The 17,443-nt window shown below is 64.1% G+C and carries 17 protein-coding genes and 2 tRNA genes; 12 read left to right on the top strand and 7 right to left on the bottom strand.

Features of this window, described 5'->3' with window-relative positions:
• Positions 1–47: 47 nt before the first annotated feature.
• Positions 48–866, top strand: a complete 819-nt coding sequence (locus JFC13_RS10235; protein WP_198396974.1) for a siderophore-interacting protein — start codon at positions 48–50, stop codon at positions 864–866.
• Positions 867–900: 34 nt separating this feature from the next.
• Here JFC13_RS10235 and JFC13_RS10230 read toward each other — a convergent pair whose 3' ends face one another.
• The 6 genes from JFC13_RS10230 to JFC13_RS10210 all read right to left on the bottom strand — a co-directional run bounded on the left by JFC13_RS10230 (position 901) and on the right by JFC13_RS10210 (position 4,493).
• Entirely contained in the window at positions 901–1,659 is a 759-nt protein-coding gene (locus tag JFC13_RS10230; protein ID WP_332839382.1) for a choice-of-anchor I domain-containing protein, read from the bottom strand.
• A complete protein-coding gene (locus JFC13_RS20020) occupies positions 1,547–1,885 on the bottom strand; it encodes a choice-of-anchor I domain-containing protein (RefSeq protein ID WP_408610737.1) in 339 nt (112 codons plus the stop codon). The genes JFC13_RS10230 and JFC13_RS20020 overlap by 113 nt, the downstream gene beginning before the upstream one ends.
• An 83-nt stretch (positions 1,886–1,968) precedes the next feature.
• Positions 1,969–2,868, bottom strand: coding sequence for a dihydrodipicolinate synthase family protein (locus JFC13_RS10225; RefSeq protein ID WP_198396973.1), 900 nt, complete (start codon positions 2,866–2,868; stop codon positions 1,969–1,971).
• The gene (locus tag JFC13_RS10220) at positions 2,865–3,728 is read right to left on the bottom strand and encodes a ribokinase (RefSeq protein WP_198396972.1); all 864 of its coding nucleotides are present in this window, start codon (positions 3,726–3,728) and stop codon (positions 2,865–2,867) included. The genes JFC13_RS10225 and JFC13_RS10220 overlap by 4 nt, the downstream gene beginning before the upstream one ends.
• Positions 3,729–3,799: 71 nt before the next feature.
• Entirely contained in the window at positions 3,800–4,228 is a 429-nt protein-coding gene (locus tag JFC13_RS10215) for an organic hydroperoxide resistance protein (RefSeq protein ID WP_092107016.1), read from the bottom strand.
• A 192-nt stretch (positions 4,229–4,420) separates the two neighbouring features.
• Positions 4,421–4,493 (bottom strand) — tRNA-His (locus tag JFC13_RS10210).
• A gap of 224 nt (positions 4,494–4,717) precedes the next feature.
• Between JFC13_RS10210 and JFC13_RS10205 the strand changes: the two genes are divergently transcribed.
• The 6 genes from JFC13_RS10205 (at position 4,718) to JFC13_RS10180 (ending at position 9,804) form a co-directional block, all read left to right on the top strand.
• Positions 4,718–6,403: a hypothetical protein gene (locus JFC13_RS10205; protein WP_198396971.1), complete on the top strand. Its 1,686-nt coding sequence runs from the start codon at positions 4,718–4,720 to the stop codon at positions 6,401–6,403.
• Between the two features lie 109 nt (positions 6,404–6,512).
• Positions 6,513–8,126, top strand: coding sequence for a hypothetical protein (locus JFC13_RS10200; protein WP_198396970.1), 1,614 nt, complete (start codon positions 6,513–6,515; stop codon positions 8,124–8,126).
• Between the two features lie 54 nt (positions 8,127–8,180).
• Positions 8,181–8,921, top strand: a complete 741-nt coding sequence (locus tag JFC13_RS10195; protein ID WP_198396969.1) for an ASCH domain-containing protein — start codon at positions 8,181–8,183, stop codon at positions 8,919–8,921.
• Positions 8,922–9,014: 93 nt separating this feature from the next.
• Positions 9,015–9,305: a DUF3618 domain-containing protein gene (locus tag JFC13_RS10190; RefSeq protein WP_198396968.1), complete on the top strand. Its 291-nt coding sequence runs from the start codon at positions 9,015–9,017 to the stop codon at positions 9,303–9,305.
• Positions 9,298–9,618 carry a GroES family chaperonin gene (locus JFC13_RS10185; protein WP_198396967.1) on the top strand — a complete coding sequence of 107 codons (321 nt, stop codon included), beginning with the start codon at positions 9,298–9,300 and terminating at the stop codon, positions 9,616–9,618. Before JFC13_RS10190 ends, JFC13_RS10185 begins: the two co-directional genes overlap by 8 nt.
• 110 nt (positions 9,619–9,728) lie before the next feature.
• Positions 9,729–9,804 (top strand) — tRNA-Lys (locus JFC13_RS10180).
• A 469-nt stretch (positions 9,805–10,273) separates the two neighbouring features.
• On the opposite strand, the gene JFC13_RS10175 is transcribed toward JFC13_RS10180, so the two are convergent.
• On the bottom strand, positions 10,274–10,912 hold the full coding sequence (locus JFC13_RS10175; RefSeq protein WP_198396966.1) for a GntR family transcriptional regulator: 639 nt from the start codon (positions 10,910–10,912) through the stop codon (positions 10,274–10,276).
• 202 nt (positions 10,913–11,114) lie between these two features.
• On the opposite strand from JFC13_RS10175, the gene JFC13_RS10170 reads away from it, so the two are divergent.
• Genes JFC13_RS10170 through JFC13_RS10150 form a run of 5 tightly spaced genes read left to right on the top strand, consistent with a single transcriptional unit; the run spans position 11,115 to position 17,429 of the window.
• Positions 11,115–12,395, top strand: a complete 1,281-nt coding sequence (locus JFC13_RS10170) for an NRAMP family divalent metal transporter (protein ID WP_232488454.1) — start codon at positions 11,115–11,117, stop codon at positions 12,393–12,395.
• A gap of 2 nt (positions 12,396–12,397) precedes the next feature.
• Entirely contained in the window at positions 12,398–13,198 is an 801-nt protein-coding gene (locus JFC13_RS10165) for a LamB/YcsF family protein (protein ID WP_198396965.1), read from the top strand.
• Complete coding sequence (locus JFC13_RS10160) at positions 13,195–14,019, top strand: putative hydro-lyase (protein WP_198396964.1); 825 nt, start codon at positions 13,195–13,197, stop codon at positions 14,017–14,019. The genes JFC13_RS10165 and JFC13_RS10160 overlap by 4 nt, the downstream gene beginning before the upstream one ends.
• A complete protein-coding gene (locus tag JFC13_RS10155; protein WP_198396963.1) occupies positions 14,016–15,683 on the top strand; it encodes a 5-oxoprolinase subunit B/C family protein in 1,668 nt (555 codons plus the stop codon). The genes JFC13_RS10160 and JFC13_RS10155 overlap by 4 nt, the downstream gene beginning before the upstream one ends.
• A gap of 3 nt (positions 15,684–15,686) precedes the next feature.
• Entirely contained in the window at positions 15,687–17,429 is a 1,743-nt protein-coding gene (locus tag JFC13_RS10150) for an acetyl/propionyl/methylcrotonyl-CoA carboxylase subunit alpha (protein WP_198396962.1), read from the top strand.
• Positions 17,430–17,443: the final 14 nt, after the last annotated feature.

Genomic DNA, 17,443 nt, shown 5'->3' with positions numbered 1-17,443 from the left:
GGCCCATAAGAACAGCCCGGCGCAATCGCATACCCGGAAGGTTCTCCATGTCGGCTGCTCCCAATACGCAGAGCAACTCAGCTCGCCCGCCCCGCCCGCAAGCCATCCTCACCGTCCAAGACGTCACCTCGATCACCCCGAACCTGATTCGGATCAGGGTCGGCGGCGAGGGCTTCGACGCCCTCTCCATCAACGAGGCGACCGACAAATACGTCAAGCTCATGTTCGCCGATCCCCGGCACGGCCTCGTCCCGCCCTATGATCTGACAGAACTGCGGGAGAACACCCCCGAGCAGCTGCCCCGCAACCGCACCTACACCGTGCGGGAGGTCAACGAGGACGAGAAATGGCTGACACTGGACTTCGTCATCCATGGCGATGAGGGCGTTGCGGGCCCGTGGGCCACATCGGCACAGCCAGGCGACACCCTCGTCATGGTGGGTGCCGGAGGCAAATACCGGCCCAGCCCTGATTCCCCCTGGCATCTGCTCATCGCCGACCACACCGCGATCCCGGCCGTGAGCACAGCGCTTGAGGCCATGGACGCCGAGGCGAGAGGCCTCGTCATCGCCGCCGTCCCGGATGAGGCAGACCGACTGCTGCCCGAGACACCGGACGGCATCACCGTGACCTGGGTCGACAACGACGATGAGCTCATCGCAGCAGTCCGCGGTCTCGACTGGCCGGAGGACATCCCGCAGGTCTTCGCCCACGGTGAGCGGGAGACGATCAAGACGATCCGCAAGGCCCTTAAGGAACACGATGTTCCGCGGGAGTCCTTGTCGATCTCAGCCTATTGGGCACGTGGCCGTGCCGAGGACCAGTTCCAGGCCGAGAAACGCGAACCCATCGGCAAGATCGATTGACGCACCGTCAACTCGACTGAGGTCGCGTCAGCGGTCAGTCCCAGCTGGCTGAGCCGAGGTCCTCGGCGATCGATCCTGCCGAACCGGTTCGCTCGCCTCGGCGGCGCTGGCCGCGGCGACGTGTCAGGAAGACGGCCAGGACGCCGAAGCCGATGAGAGCCAGCGCGATTCCGCCCAGAATGAGGTACTGGCCCAGATCAGCACCGGTGCGCGGGAGCGAGCCCGCGTTGTCGTCAGCCGCGTCTGTTCCATCGGACGAACCTGCGTCGCCCTTCGACCCCGAGTTCGCGGCGTCTCCAGCGTCTGAGTTGGCTTCGTCTCCGGTGTCTGAGTCGGCAGTGGTCGCTGCCGCGTCGGACTCTTTCCCATCGGGGTCCGCGGTGGCATCTTCGGCTGCACCATCGGAGTCGACCGAAGCGTCGGAGTCGGCCGAAGCACCTGCATCCGCGAAGTCATCGGAATCGGCGCCCGCGCCGTCGTCGTTGAGATCGGCGACAGAGTACAGGCTGGTGGTGCCTGAGACTTCGTTGCCGACGACGAGGGCCGCTTCGCCTGTCGGAGACTCATCAGCACCCAGGAAGGCAATTCCTTCCGGACCAAGGTCGCCGGCCTTGGAGAGCAGAGCTTCGGGATCGGAGGCGTCCTCGATCTCGTCTTCAACGGAGACCGAGAAGTCACGGTTATTGAAGTAGGTGACGAATTGCGGGTTCGCGGGGTCGCTGAGGTCGAAGGCGGCGATTCCGCCCACCCGTTCGAAGCCGACGAAAGCGTAGGCGGTCTCCCCCCACCTCACCGATGGTCAGGGCCTCAGGCTCTGGGCCCTTGTCATCACTGCGTCCCTCACGATTCGACTCCGAATGGTTGGAATTGAAGAAGTCGGGAATCGCCTCGGCGGTCAACTGTTCGAAGCTGTCGCCCGAGTCGGCGACGAGTGCGCCATCGGTCGTCCACACGGAGAAGGAGCGGGTGCCGAAGGCATAGAGCTCCTCATAGCAGTCACCACTCTCGCTCAAGCCCATAGGCACAGCGCCTGTCTCTGCCTCGAACTCTGGGTGGATTCCGGATGAACTGTCCTGCTCCGGAGAAGCCCGCGCCGGGCCGGTCAGTCGAGATTGAGGGTCTCGACCACCTCGGCGACCTTTCCCTTCTGGGCATCGGTGAGACCGAGGATCGGCAGCGGCAGGGAGTGCGGGGCGACCAACCCCAGATGTTCGGCGATGGCGGCGGTGGTTCGGAGGCTGCCGCCGAATTCGGCGAAGAGATCCCACAGCGGCTGGAGTTCGGCGGAGAGCTCCAACGCCCGGCCTGCCTCGCCGTTCTGGGCGGCTCGTGTGATCGCGAGCATCGGAGTCGGCAGGGTTCCTCCGACTGCCGTGTACCAGGCATCGCAGCCGGCGTTGAGGCCGGCAGCGCCGAACGCGTCGCCGGAGATCCCGATCGTCACCTGATTGTCGGTGGCGGCACGGATCCGCTCGACATGTGCGGTGAAGTCCGGTGGCGACATCTCCTGTCCAGGGATCTTGATCGAGACCACGCCTTCAAGTTGGGCCAGCCGTGCGTAGAGATCAAGGGTGAACGTGAAGTGCGTGGTGCCCGGATTGTCGTAGACGACGATGGGAAGATCGGTCGCCGAGGTGACCGTCCGGAAGAGTTCGAACACATCGTCGGCGCTCAGCTGCTGGTAGCTGACGGGGGCGAGCAGGAGCCCCTGGGCGCCAGCGGCTTCCGCCGAGCGGACATTGGCCACGACCTCACGCGTGCGCAGGGCACCGATGCCCACGAACACGGGGATCCCGCCGGCATGCTCGACGGTCAGCCGTGCGATTCGAGCACGTTCTTCAGTGGTGAGGTAGACGTACGACCCGGTCGAGCCCAGGGCGGTGATCGAATCGACGCCGACCGTGACGAGACGCTGGATCAGCCCCACGTACGAAGCCTCGTCGATCTCCTCATCGCGGATCGGGGTGAGGGGGAAGGCGCTCAGGCCCGTGAACAATGTCATGTCTCAGTCTCCGTGGATGTCGTCGATGAAAGGTAGTGCTCGAGTGGGTGGAATTCTGGTTGGGCCGCAGGGTCCATCACGGCATCAGCGCCGACGGCGTTGGCCACCGCCAGCGCTCGCTCGTGGGAGTACCCCGAGGCCAGCGCGATCGTCAGTGCCGCACAGAAGGCGTCTCCGGCACCGACAGTGCTGATCGGACGGCGCGGCAGAGCGTTCGCGAAGGCCACCTGCCGACCGCGTTCGTACAGGGCAGATCCCTTCGCACCATAGGTGATGGCCACGAGCCGAGCCTCGCGCAGCTGCGGGAGCAGATCGTATTCGGTTTCATTGACGATGATGAGATCGGCCCGCTCGACCACCTCGGCGGGCAGGGGCAGGGCCGGGGCTGCGTTGATGACGAACCGCCCTTCGACGGAATGTGACAATTCTGTTATCAGGTCAAGGGAGATTTCGAGCTGAGTGAGCACGGTCTCCTGCGCCGGGAAGCTGCGACCGGCGATGCTCACGTGCGCGTTCGCGCCTTCGCAGACCGCGATCTGATTCTCGCCGTGCGCATCGACCATGATGAGAGCGGTTCCGGTCTCCGAATCGACGACGGCAACGTCATCGGTCCCGACGCCGGCGCTCTGCAGGGCCTGTCTCATCGCCGTGCCCGAGGCATCGGAGCCGACGGCGCCGACCATCCTCGTCCGTGCGCCCAGCCGTGCCGCGGCTACAGCCTGGTTGGCGCCCTTGCCGCCAGGGCTGTGGATGAGGCGCCCACCGCCGACCGTCTCACCTGTTTCGGGCAGGCGGTGCGTGAGCGCGGTGATATCGGCGTTGATGCTGCCGACTACGGTGAGATCAAGGTCAATGCTCATGTGGTCGTCCATCACCCATGTCGGCACCCGAGAAACCTTCCTCGGGTGCCGACATGGTCAGAAACTGATGGTCAGGAGCCGTTGACGACGAGCTCGACCGGAATGTTGCCGCGAGTGGCCTTCGAGTAGGGGCACAGCTCGTGGGTACGATCGACGACCTTCTGAGCGGTGTCCTGGTCGACGCCGGGGATGGTCACGGTGAGCTTGACGCTGATGCCGAAGCTCTCCCCCTCCTTGCCGATTCCGACTTCGGAGTTGACGACGGACTTCGAGGTGTCAACCCCGAGCTCCTTGCCGGCCAGGCCCATCGCGCCCTGGAAGCAGGCTCCGTATCCGACAGCGAAGAGCTGTTCCGGATTCGCTCCTCCGCCGGGTCCGCCCATCTCCTTGGGGGTGCGCAGGTCGACGTCGACTGCCTTGTCATCGGTGGCGCCGTGACCGTCGCGGCCTCCGGTGATCTCGGCCTTTGCGGTGTAGGCAATGCTCTCTGGGGTATTCATCAACCGTCTCCTGTTCGTCGAATCATGATTCACAGATCGGGTCCCTCACGAAGAAGGCACCTGAGACCGAGTATTGTCACTTCACCGATGGAAGTCCAGAGGGTGGCCCTGCGATCAGCTGAAAGAGGAACAGGGATGAGAAAAGCCCCGGAATCCTTGATTTCTCTCGGACTCCGGGGCTTGTCTGCTCGGGGTGAGTAACGGGACTTGAACCCGCGACATCCGCGACCACAACGCGGCGCTCTACCAGCTGAGCTATACCCACCACATGTGCTGCACCTTGGCGCAGACAGCAAGATATATCCTAACCTCACTCCGGCACCCGGGCAAACTCACAGCCAATATGGTGCACAATGAGACACAGATCTCCTGACGTGCAACGATTCAGTAGCGATGTATAACGGTTTCGGAAAAACGGTAGGAGCACCCGATCGTATTCAATAGTATTGTCACGGTCCCACCCTCAATTTTATCCAAGGAACCCTGTACATGGCTCGTGCGCTGATCTCCGTCTCTCAGGACGGGTTCACCTATCTCACCCTCAACGGGGCGACGAGTCGCTACTCCGACACCGGACAGGCCATGACCTACCTTGGCGACTATGCCAGGGAGACAGCGACCCAAGTGCCTGTGACCATCGACGATGGCAAGCAGGAAGTCGACGTCCTCCTCGACGAGACCGGCAAGATCGCCCCCGCCGCTTCAGCATCCCCGGCACCTCCTCCCGCGCCCCCTCAGGATTCTTCTTCCTCGGCGGCACCTGCGGCGTCGAACGGGGACACATCGGCAGATGAGGCCGCGACCACCTCGGCGATGGACACCACCTCTGCTGAGGAGCAGACAGCACATCAGCAGCAGCCGAAGGCCGACGCCGAGGCGGGCAGCGGGGACGACTACCCCCTGGGTACCCCTTTCTCAGGACCGGCTGCCCCCAGCGCTCCGACGGTCAAGCGCACTCGGGTGCGCAAGCATGCACCACAGCACAGGAACTCACCGCAGAGCCGACCCCAACGCCTGAAGAAGATCACCGTGCCCGGCCTCGTGCTCATCGGCATCGTGATCCTGATGATCGGCGCTTTCGTCATTCCGAACATCGTCCCGGCCGGTTCCCAGGACTCGCCGCAGACGATCGAATCCGAAAAGCAGATCAATCCGGCTTCCGAACTCTCGGTCAACAAGACCGAAGACGTCGTCCCCGGCTTCGACAACTCGCCGAAGTGGGAGACGAAGATCCCTAAGGACGCCTCGGTGACAGCCTCGGACCGTGGTGTGCTCGTCGTCGACGAGGGCAAGCTCAAGGTGCTCGACTCCAGCACAGGAAAGACCCGCTACTCGGGAAAGACCAGCGAAGCCCCGACGTTCGCCGTCGACACGATGATCGACGGCAAGCCCGCCCTGCTGTGGCAGGCCGGCAATACTGCTGAGGCGCTCATCGACGGTGCGGACAAGCCCAAGTCCTACCAGCTGCCGGAGAATGCTCGCATCACATCGGCCGGCAAAAGCATCCTCATCAAGTCGGGCAACCGACTGTCGACGTTCGGCGCAGATGGACTCGAGAACGTCCCGACTCCCGAATCAGGGTCGACGCCCATGGCGATCGAGAACGACGAGCTCTTCAGCTCCGACTGGAACGGTCCCGTCAAGGCGAAGGACATCAAGTCCGGTGACGAACGTTCCATCAAGCTCGAGGCACCCGCCGATGAGCTCCAGATCATCAAATGGGTCTCTGCAGGCCACGGCAAAGCGATCACCCTGTGGGGTGAGCAGGGTGCTTCGACGAACTCCGGCCACCGCATCCAACTCGTCGTCCACTCCTTGGAAGACGGGTCCATCCTGTCGACTGTGACCACCACAACCGACATCGTCGGCGAGATGTCATGGGTACGCGGGCAGGGCGGAAAGCGGGCGTACATCGGCCCGTACCTCTTCAATCTGGAATCCGGGCTGCTGCTCATGGACACCTCCAGCAAGGACATCCACCTGTCTGAACCGCGGGGCACGATCGTCCCCTGCACCGTCGACAACGACGACTCCTGCCTGCTGGCGGGCAAGCACGCCTACCGCACAGACACCAACCTGCTGGCACTGACCAACGACGGCGCAACTGCCATCGTCGACGGCGCCGATTCGACGATTCGCGCTTACGATAAGACGTCCGAAACGAGCGAGAAATAGACTCTGACTTTCTCACCCTGGGCGTAGCCATTAGGATGGACACCGACGTGCCTGTCTGTCATGTCCCCTTGTATGTTTGATGCCGGAGCCCCCACTGCGAAGGAACACAGTGCCAGTTACACACGAGCTCAGCCGCACGGCGGCCGCCCTCGGCACTGCTCTTGCCCTGGTACTCCTCCCGATCACAGGCACGATCGCTCCTGCGAATGCGAGCGTCACGGACTCCGGCCAGACCAACTCATCAAGCTCGGGGACCACCACTTCCGATCCTGACGGATCTCCCGAAAGTACGGGCGTTCTGGATCCCGGCGATATGACCGAATCCGTCACGGCTGATTCCGATTCTGAGAGCGCCGAGGCAGACGCCGCCGCTGGAGACGAAGAGGCAGGATCCGAGACCGATGCGGGCACCGACGGTGGGGAAGATGATCTCGCGTGCGACCCCAAAAATAAGGCTCCCGAGGGAGATCCGTGCGATGTGAAAGAGCCGCTCAACACGACATGGAACAAACCTCGTAAGACCATCAGAATATCGCCCTCGGAGGAATTGCCTGAAAGTTGGAAGGAAACGACCTTCCAAGGGCCGTCCCAGGAAGGCAACAAGCGCTGGCCGGTCCAAAAGTCGTCGGACTCCGCCGAGGAACCTGCCTCCACGGCCAATAGTGCCGAATCCAATGGCGACACCGACGACAGCGGAAACCGGCTTCCGCCTACCGCCGAGAAGGACGTGCCCACCGAGTTCCAGCTCGACAAGGACGGATACGTCGTCGATGCCGACCATCCCGACACAAAGATGGTCTTCGAGTACTTTACCGAGGACCCTGAGTGGACGTTCGATTCCGAAGAAGGAACCATCACTGTCAAGGGTGACGAATACACGAGCAGTGGCAACGGCGACGACGGGGCCTCGGACAGTGCCAACACGGAACAGGACGCTAACAGCGACGGTGGCGACATGGCTGGTGACAATGTCGAAGCGAATGGAAACGAAACCGACACAGCCAGCTCCGATACTGAAGCCGACGGCACAGACTCCGGCTCCAATTCTGCTGGCGACAATTCGGAGTCCAACTCTACGTCAGACTCCAACACCTCATCAGATTCGGAGAGCGAGTCATCGTCCGACTCCATATCCGCAGACTCTGCGAAAGCTGATTCGAAAGAGTCCGACACCTCGTCATCGTCAGACGCCGATTCGACCAAGCAGAATTCTGATTCGGACTCCTCATCAGCATCCGACGGCTCCGATTCCGGCAGCTCCGATGACAAAGGCAACTCGGACAAAGACGGCAGCTCCGATGACAAAGGCTCCGCAGACAAAGACGGCTCCGGAACAACCTCCAGCGATAGCGATGGCGGGCCAGTCGGCGATGACTCCACCCCAGACCCTGCGACCGGCAACGGTTCCTCGGACACACGCGATGAGATTCCTGGAGATGTCGGCGAAGATTGGCTGCCCGGAAACGGCGACTCCCCACCTCCGGACTACTCGGATCCCGTCCCACAGAACCCTGACACTCCAGTGCCGGATGATGACAAGGACCTCATCACAGGAGGCGAAACTCCCAAGCCTCGCAGCGACAAACCACCATCGACCTCGTTCGGTGAGTCGATTGTGTCAACAATTGCGAGTTCGTGGCCGATCTTCATCCTCGCAGCCTCAGGTATGGCCGCCGTCGGCTTCATCATCTGGATCGTCAGCCGACGCAATAAGCAGAACTGACCCGCCTCAGAACTGAGCCCACCTCACAGATCCATGCTGCTCTAAAATCACAGCATGGACCTCTACGACTCAGAACTCCAGGTGATCGACGTCGCCGAATCTCTGGCAGCCGCACTCGGAGCCGATGAGAATCACACCGTGGCAGCCGCCGTCATGGACACTTATGGCCGCATCCACACCGGCGTCAATGTCCACCACTTCACCGGTGGGCCCTGCGCTGAGCTCGTCGCCATCGGCAATGCGGCAGCCTCCGGAGCAGGTCCGCTGGTCACGATCGCAGCCGCCGGAGATGGCGGCCGGGGTCTCCTATCCCCCTGCGGACGCTGCCGTCAGGTCATCCTCGACCTGCACCCCGACGCACTCGTCGCAGTCCCCAGATCGGGCTCTGCCGGGTCCCCCAGCTCTGCCAGGTCCATGATCACTCCGATCTCTGCACTCCTCCCCCACTACTACCGTCAGCCCGATTCGGTGCCCCAACGCCTCCTGAGGTTCCACCCTCGCTATTACGAGGCGACCACATCGGGGAGGAAGAGCCTGACCGTGCGGTGGCAGGAATCCCACTCGCCAGGCCCTGCCTTGGCCTACTTCGAACACACCGAGCACGGGCCGTTGCCTGTTGACATCACCTCGGTGAACACCCATCGCCTCAGCGAGCTGACACCGCGGATTCTGCAGTTGCAGACTGGGTCGAGCATCGAGGGATATGTGACCAATCTGCGCGATCACTATCCGACCATGCCCGAAGACGCCGTCGTCGAGGTCCTGACTTTTCGGCTCTCCGCGGTCAATATCTGACACTGGGAGAATCAAGCGGTTAAGCTTGACACGAGGCACGCTGACACCCCGTCACGTGCATGAATGTATTCTCGACCCGGAGGACCTGCCCCGATGACTGACAATGTCTACACCTCAGATGTGACCGTCGACTCAGCGTCACCCAGCCAGCTGGCGGAATCGATTCGCCTGCGCGAAGAGCGCATCGCAGACAACATCGATGAACTTGTGGGCCGTGTCCACCCGAAGGTCCTTGCGACTCGCGCCGCCAACAAGGCGAAGTCCGGCGTCGTCGATGAAGAGAGCGGCTCGGTCAAGCCCGAAGTGGTCGCACTCGGCGTCGGCGCCGTCCTCGGCGTGGCCGCACTCATCGTGGGTCTCTCCGGTCGCAGCAAACGTGGCTGACGCTTCTCTGCCGATCCGCATGCTGCATGACCGGATCCTTCTGGATCCGGGTGAGGAGGCCGGGGAGCGCAAATCCTCGGCCGGGATCGTGATCCCGGCAACCGCAAGCATGGGGAAACGTCTCGTGTGGGGCAAGGTCGTCGCGGCCGGCCCACACGTAAGGCAGGCCAACCTCGGCGACACAGTCCTCTACGACCCTGAGGAACTCGCCGAGGTGGAGCTCGAGGGGAGCGCGTATGTGCTCCTGCGTGAGCGCGACGTCCACGCGATCTCAGAACCGGCGGAACAATCGAGATCCGGGATGTACCTCTGACCTGCAGGGATGCGAGCTACCTCACAAAACCTCAAATGAGCGGTTCTCAGTTTGCAAGAACCCTGGCAACCTGAGTAATATTAATTCTCGTTGCGCGGCAAGCGCAGCTCGCACCTCTAGCTCAATTGGTAGAGCAACTGACTCTTAATCAGTGGGTTCCGGGTTCAAGTCCCGGGGGGTGCACCACAGAGAAGAAACCGCCGTTCGGATGATCCGGACGGCGGTTTCTTGTCTATCTTTCATGGCAGATACCAGGGTAGGCGCCAGTCGGCTAGCGCTGGCGTCGAGCCGGCACCTTAGCCGCAGATCGGGCCGGTGCCCTGCCTGCTGGTCGGGCCCTGCCATTCATTCGGGTTCTATACGGCTTGAGAGCGTTCTCCGAAACGCCGCAGCCGTCTGCGCACTCAAGCATGGGGTTCAGGTTGATTCCCTCACCGGGATCCGCAGCAGCGGCGGTGTCAATGAGACGGCCGTAGCAGTCGGGACAGAGATATGGTGCATACTTCATTGCGCACTCCTTGCAGATCGACCACTGTCTGATCTGCCGTTAGACATGCAGGCTCTGGGCCGACATGGGCGTATGCAATTTGCACAAACACGTCGTACTCAGTCTAGCAGTCGGGCCCGGGCGGGCCCTGTGCTGAGATCAGTGCGCTCAGGCCTGGCCAGCCCGCGCATATGCGCCGAGGACCTGACGTTCGGAGTCACCGAGGTAGGCTCCGAGTTTCGCGGCCGCTCCCCTCGGGCTCTCATTGAGGTAGGCGTCGAGGACCTCTTGGTTGCGTTCGACGAACGGCGCATGGAGGAAGTCGAGGACCTCGACCTTGAGGAAGGCCAGGCGCAGCTCGGCCAGCACGTTCCCGAATGAGCGCATCAGACGCGAGCTGTCCGACAGTGAGACCACGGCATTGTGGAAGGACATGTTCAGTGTCCCCACCCGCAGCCAATCATCGGCGGCCGCGGCCGCGTGCGCACCCTCGACGGCCCGGCGCATCTCCTCGGCGCCCGGGTGGTTCTTCGGAGCGTTCTCGAGCACAGAGCATTCGATGTGCCGCCGCACCCGGTAGATATCGATGACGTCCGAAGTGTTCGGCGAGGCCACCGAGACCCCCCGATGGGGGATGTGATTGACCAGCCCCTGCTCCCCCAACACACGGAAGGCTTCGCGCAGCGTGTTCCGGGAGACATCGAATTCCTTCGCCAAGGCAGCTTCGGACAAACGGGCACCGGGGCGAAGCTCGCCGGCGATGAGTCGGTCGGTGAGCTGATTGACCAGGGACGATTCGTGATTCACGGTTCCATCCTAGTGATCGGGTAACAAATGGCCCAGAATCGTGAGGACAATTCCAGAACTGCATTGTGACTCAGATCTATTCTTGTTGAACAATCCATGCTAGATTGTCTAACGCTTCTCCGATAGTGATGCGGACCACCACCGCGGCTGGCCCCCTATCGCATCGGGATGCAGACCACATTTCAGGCAACTTGGAGACCCCATGTCACAGCCACAAGAGCAGACGCCGCACGACCAGGTGCCCGATGACCAGACAGCGAAGTCTTCGGTCAAGGTCAGCCGCAGCGCGATCCTCGGCGCGATCTTCCTCATGGCCACCTCGGCGATCGGCCCGGGATTCATCACACAGACGGCGACCTTCACCGCCCAGATGGGCGCAGCCTTCGCCTTCGCCATCTTCATCTCGATCCTCATCGACATCGCCATCCAGCTCAATGTGTGGCGCATGATCACGTCCTCGGGCAAACGTGCGGCTCAACTCGCCTCGAGCGCCATCCCGGGCACGGGCATCCTCCTGTCGATCCTCATCGTCATCGGCGGTCTGGCCTTCAACATCGGCAACATCGCCGGCGGCGGGCTGGGACTCAACGCCCTCCTCGGCATCGACCCGAAGCTCGGTGGTCTGCTCACCGGTGTGCTGGCCATCGGCATCTTCCTGTTCAAACGCGCAGGCAAGGTCGTCGACACCGTCGTCATGGTCCTCGGCGTCGGAATGATCGTCCTCACCGTCATCGTCGCGATCGCCTCCGACCCACCGGTCGGTGAGGCGATCAAGCAGAGCTTCCTGCCCGACACCATCAACTTCGCCACCATCACGACCATCGTCGGCGGCAGCGTCGGCGGCTACATCACCTACTCGGGAGCCCACCGCTACCTCGACTCGGGCAAGACCGGACCGGAACATGCTCCCTCAGTGATGCGCTCGGCGCTCACAGGCATCCTCGTCACCGGCGTCATGCGCTACATCCTGTTCCTGGCCATCCTCGGCGTCGTCGCCTCAGGAGTCGCCCTCGACCTCAGCGGTCAGGCCGCCAACCCTGCCGGTCAGGCGTTCGCAGCCGTCCTCGGCGATGCCGGAATGCGCATCTTCGGTGCCATCTTCTGGGCCGCGTCACTGAGCTCTGTGATCGGGGCGGCCTACACCTCGGCGACCTTCCTGTCCGCGTTCTCCAAACGCCTCGGCAAGGGATGGCCGCTGCAGCTGGCCACGGTCGCGTTCATCACCGTCTCCCTCATCGTCTACCTCATCGTCGGAACAGCTCCGGCGACCCTGCTCGTCTTCGTCGGCGGATTCAACGGACTCATCCTGCCGATCGGCCTGACGATCTTCATGTACATCGGCTGGTTCAGGCCACGACTGCTGCGAGTCGACAAGTACCCCAAGTGGTTGCTGATCATCGGCACCGCGGCAACACTGGTGATGTGGTACACGGCCGTCGGATCGGTCGGCCCCATCTTCGCAATGATCGGAATCGGAGGGTGACAATGACCGCCACAGATACGAACGCCACCAGCACGGTGAGCATCGACCTCAACTCGGACCTCGGGGAGAACGTTCCCGACCGCGTCGTCAGCGACGATTCGGCCATGTTGGGCCTGGTCTCCAGCGCCAACGTCTCCTGCGGATTCCACGCCGGCAGCCCTGAGGGCATCCGGACGACTCTGGCAGCGGCAACGCAGGGCGGAGTCGTCATCGGCGCTCACCCCGGCTACGACGACTACGAGGGCTTCGGCCGCCGACCCCTCGACGTTCCGGCAGCGACCCTGCAGGCACAGGTCGAATACCAGATCGGTGCCCTCCTGGGCCTGACTGCAGCCGTCGGCGGCTCGGTCGCCTACGTCAAACCCCATGGCGGCCTCTACAACGCCATTGTTCGTGACGAGGCGCAGGCCAAGGTCGTCGTCGACGCGGTCAAGGCCGTCGACTCCTCCCTGGTCTTCCTCGGTCTGGCCGGCAGCGTGGCCAACCGCGTCGCCGCCGAGGCGGGGCTGAAGGTTGCGGCCGAGGCCTTCGCCGATCGCTCCTACAACCCCGACGGTTCGCTGGTCGCTCGCACAGAACCCCATGCAGTGCTGCATGACCCGCAAGCCGTGGCCGCACGCGTGCTCAGGCTCGTCCAGACCGGGCAGGTCGAGGCCATCGACGGCAGCCTCGTCGATGTCGACGCCCAGTCGATCTGCTTCCACGGCGACAGTCAGGGTTCGATCGACATGGCCCGCGCAGCACGTGAGCTCCTCGAATCCTCGGGTGTGAGGATCGCTGCGTTCGCCGGTGCAGGTCGATGAGCAGCGCACGACCTTCCACTGGGGCACAGAAATCGGCTGGGGCAAAGACCTCGGCTGGGACGCAGGCCCGCGAGCGCATCCGGGCCGGGTCCACGGAACCGACCTCGGGTCTGGCTCCTGGTCTGGTTCAGGCCAACCTCATCGCGGTTCCGGCCGATTGGGCCTTCGACATGCTGCTCTTCGCCCAACGCAATCCGAAGCCGTGCCCGGTCATCGACGTCCTCGAGCCTGGGCAGGTCGAATCAGCCCTGGCCCCGGGCAGTGACCTGCGCACCGACATTCCCGGCTACAGACTGTGGGAGAACGGGTCGCTCGTCGACGAGGTCGACGACGCCAGTGCTGCCTGGTCCCAGCATCCCGACCTCGTGTCCTTCCTCATCGGGTGCAGCTTCACCTTCGAGACCGGGCTGCTGGACGCGGGCATCCCGATCCGCCACCAGGATGCCGGCCGCAACGTCCCCATGTACTCCACCTCGATCGCCTGCCAGCCCGCCGGTCGGGTCCACGGCAATATGGTCGTGTCCATGCGCCCCATCCCTGCCCGACAGGTCGCCGAGGCGGTGCGCATCACCGACCGCTTCCCCGCCGTCCACGGTGGCCCCGTCCACATCGGTGAACCCGAACAGATCGGCATCACCGACCTCCACTCCCCCGACTTCGGCGATGCCCCGGCAATCGAGGACGGAGACATCCCCGTCTTCTGGGCGTGCGGAGTCACACCTCAGCTCGCCATCCAGGCCTCGGCCCCACCGTTCGCGATCACGCACTCCCCGGGCCGAATGTTCATCACCGATGCGCCGGAAGGCAACTACCGCCAATGATCGACGACCTCGACTTCCACACCGCCTCTCGCCGTCATCTCCTCGTTGAATGTCCCGACCTGGCCTCGACGATGCACCTGCACCAAGCGCTGGAGGCAGCCGAGCTCGACGGCGTCGACGAACTGGTCCCAGCCGCCCGAACCGTGCTCATTCGCTTCAACCCGGCCCGCACCTCGGCGCCGGTGCTTGCCGACCGGATCCGCCGTCTCGAGCACACAGGCACGGACTCGACCGAGCCCCGTGAGGTCACGATCGACGTCCACTACGACGGCGAGGACCTCACCGAGGTGGCTGATCTTCTGTCGCTGTCGACCGCCGAGGTGATCACCCGGCATCAGCGCGCACGCTGGCAGTTCGCGTTCTCCGGATTCGCCCCCGGATTCGGCTACCTGGCCGGTGACGATCCGATCTTCACCGTTCCCCGCCGGTCCTCACCACGCACCCGTGTGCCCGTCGGAGCTGTGGCCCTGGCCGGGGAATTCACCGGCGTCTACCCTCGTGCTTCCCCCGGCGGTTGGCAGCTCATCGGGCGCACCGACGCCACACTCTGGGACCTCGAACGCGAACCGCCGGCCCTGTTCGTCCCCGGGACCATCGTGACCTTCCGCGAGGCGAAGCGGGAATCACTCACGGTCGCCGAGGCGAGCGCAGAATCCTCATCGTCGCAGCAGGGTGCGCCTGCGCAGCCGGAGTCATCGTCACAGCCGGGAGAAGTCGCATCGGCGCATGCCTTCACGGTCATTCGCCCCGGACTTCAGCTGCTCATCCAGGACCTCGGACGGCCCGGCTTCGCCGCCATGGGCGTCTCAAGCGCCGGAGCCGCCGACCGTTCGGCGTTGCAGGCCGCCAACCGCCTCGTCGGCAATGCCGAGACCACGGCCGGGCTGGAGAGCTTCGGCGGTGGGACGAAGCTGGCCATCAACGGTGCCGGTGTGGCCGCTGTGACCGGGGCCTATGCCGCGATCACCGTGACATCTGCCGAAGGTGCCGTGTTCCGGCACCACCTCGGCGAGGCCTTCTCACTGGACAACGGGGACGAACTCGAACTCGGCATGACCGAGCGCGGGACCCGAGCCTATATCGCCTTCCGGGGCGGGATCGAGACGGAGACCGCACTGGGCAGCGCCTCGGCCGATACCCTGGCCCATCTCGGCCCGGCACCACTGGAACCGGACACGACGGTTGCCCTCGGTCGACCGGAGTCGGCACCCCACCTCGTCGATCCGGCCCGCGGCTCAGGCCACGAACGGCATCTGCCCGCACCGGGAGAGACCATCGAGATGTCGGTGACCTTGGGACCGCGTGGTGACTGGTTCACCTCGGCAGGATTCGAGACTCTGCTGGGCCAGGAATGGACGGTCACCCACGAATCCGATCGCGTCGGGCTCAGGCTCGCCGGCGTCGTCCCACTCGAACGCGCCCGTACCGGTGAGCTGCCCAGCGAGGGCGCTGTCACCGGGGCACTGCAGGTCCCGCCGAACGGACAGCCTGTGCTCTTCGGCCCCGACCACCCGCTGACCGGCGGCTATCCGATCATCGCCAGCGTCGATGACACGGACCTGGCAGCACAGCTGGCACCCGGGGTCAAGATCCGCTTCGTCACCGACGACCCTCGACAGAACGACGCCGACCACACACACGACTCACCGGAGAACGGACACTGAATCATGCCGAAGATCCTCATCGCCAACCGCGGCGAAATCGCCGTCCGCGTCATCCGCGCCTGCTCCCACTACGGCCACACATCGGTCGCCGTCTACGCCGACCAGGACCTCGAAGCTATGCACACCCAGCTGGCCGATGAGGCCTACTCCCTGCCGGGATCCAGTGCGGCCGAGACCTACCTCAACATCGACGCGATCATCGCCGCGGCCAAGAAGTCGGGGGCCGATGCCGTTCATCCCGGGTACGGATTCCTGTCCGAGAACGCCGAATTCGCTGCTGCGGTCGAGGACGCGGGCCTCATCTGGATCGGACCGACCGCAGACACGATCACGGCGCTCGGTGACAAGGTCACCGCCCGCCAACTGGCCCAGAAGGTCGGCGCCCCGCTGGCCCCGGGCATCGACCGGCCGCTCAAGGACGCCGGCGAGGTCGAGGCCTTCGCGGCCGAACACGGACTGCCGATCATCATCAAGGCAGCCCATGGTGGGGGCGGGCGCGGAATGAAGATCGTCCATGACCTCGCCGAGGTCGCCGACGCCTTCGAATCGGCCACCCGTGAGGCTGTGGAGGCCTTCGGACGCTCCGAGTGCTTCGTTGAGAAGTTCTTAGAGCGTCCCCGCCACGTCGAGGTCCAGATCGTCGGCGACGGCCAAGGACGCGTCGTGGCCGTCGGCGACCGCGACTGCTCGGCCCAGCGCCGCAATCAGAAGCTCATCGAGGAAGCACCCGCCCCCGGGCTCAGCGCCGATCAGCGCGAGCGCCTGCATCGTTCGGCCGAGGCCATCTGCGCCGAGGTGGACTACCGGGGTGCCGGCACCGTCGAGTTCCTGCTCGCCGCCGATTCCACCATGACCTTCCTCGAGGTCAACACCCGGCTGCAGGTCGAACATCCCGTGACCGAGGCGGTGTCCGGAGTTGATCTCGTTGCCGAACAGTTCCGGATCGCCTTCGGCCAGGGGCTGTCGCTGCCGTCGACTCCCGAGCCCCGCGGGCATGCCATCGAACTGCGCATCAACGCCGAAGACCCGGGACGCGGCTTCCTGCCCACTCCGGGCCGCATCGATACCCTGACCGTGCCGGGTGGCCCCGGGGTGCGCTGGGACGCTGGTGTCCGTGCCGGTGACAGCGTACAACCGGCCTTCGACTCCCTGTTCGCCAAGCTCATCGTCCACGGCCCTGACCGTGATTCTGCGATCGCGCGCACGGTCACTGCTGCCACGGAACTGCACGTGGAAGGGCCTGCCACGGTGCTTCCCTGTTCGCTTGAGATTCTTAAGGATCCGGCGTTCACCGGAGCCGAGCTGGGCATTCACACCCAGTGGATCGAATCCGAGCTCCTCCCCCGCATGACGACGCAGGACCGGCCGGCACCGATTCCCGAGTCCTCGCTGCAGCGCATGGACATCGAGATCGACGGCAGACTTACCCGGCTGGGACTGCCGGCTGCGCTGCTGGCTGGACTGGGCACCGCCGGCGGCGCTGGCAACGATTCTGCCAGTGCTATCGGTTCGGACGGATCTGAGGGAGGCGCTGCGGATGGGGCCGTGAGCGCTCCAGTGCCCGGCAACCTCGTCGACTATCTCGTCGCCGACGGTGCTGAGGTGGCCGAGGGCGACGATGTCGCTGTGCTGTCGGCGATGAAGATGGAGACCCGGGTGCAGGCACCGGCGGCAGGTGCCCTGAAGCAGGTGGCGAAGGTCGGCGACATGGTGGCTGTCGGTGAGGTCATCGCTCGCATCGGGTGAGGCTGACCTGTGTC

Origin of the sequence: Brevibacterium antiquum (assembly GCF_016107655.1) — a bacterium.
Classification (GTDB): Bacteria; Actinomycetota; Actinomycetes; order Actinomycetales; family Brevibacteriaceae; genus Brevibacterium; species Brevibacterium antiquum.
This window is presented reverse-complemented; position numbering and strand designations above follow the sequence as displayed.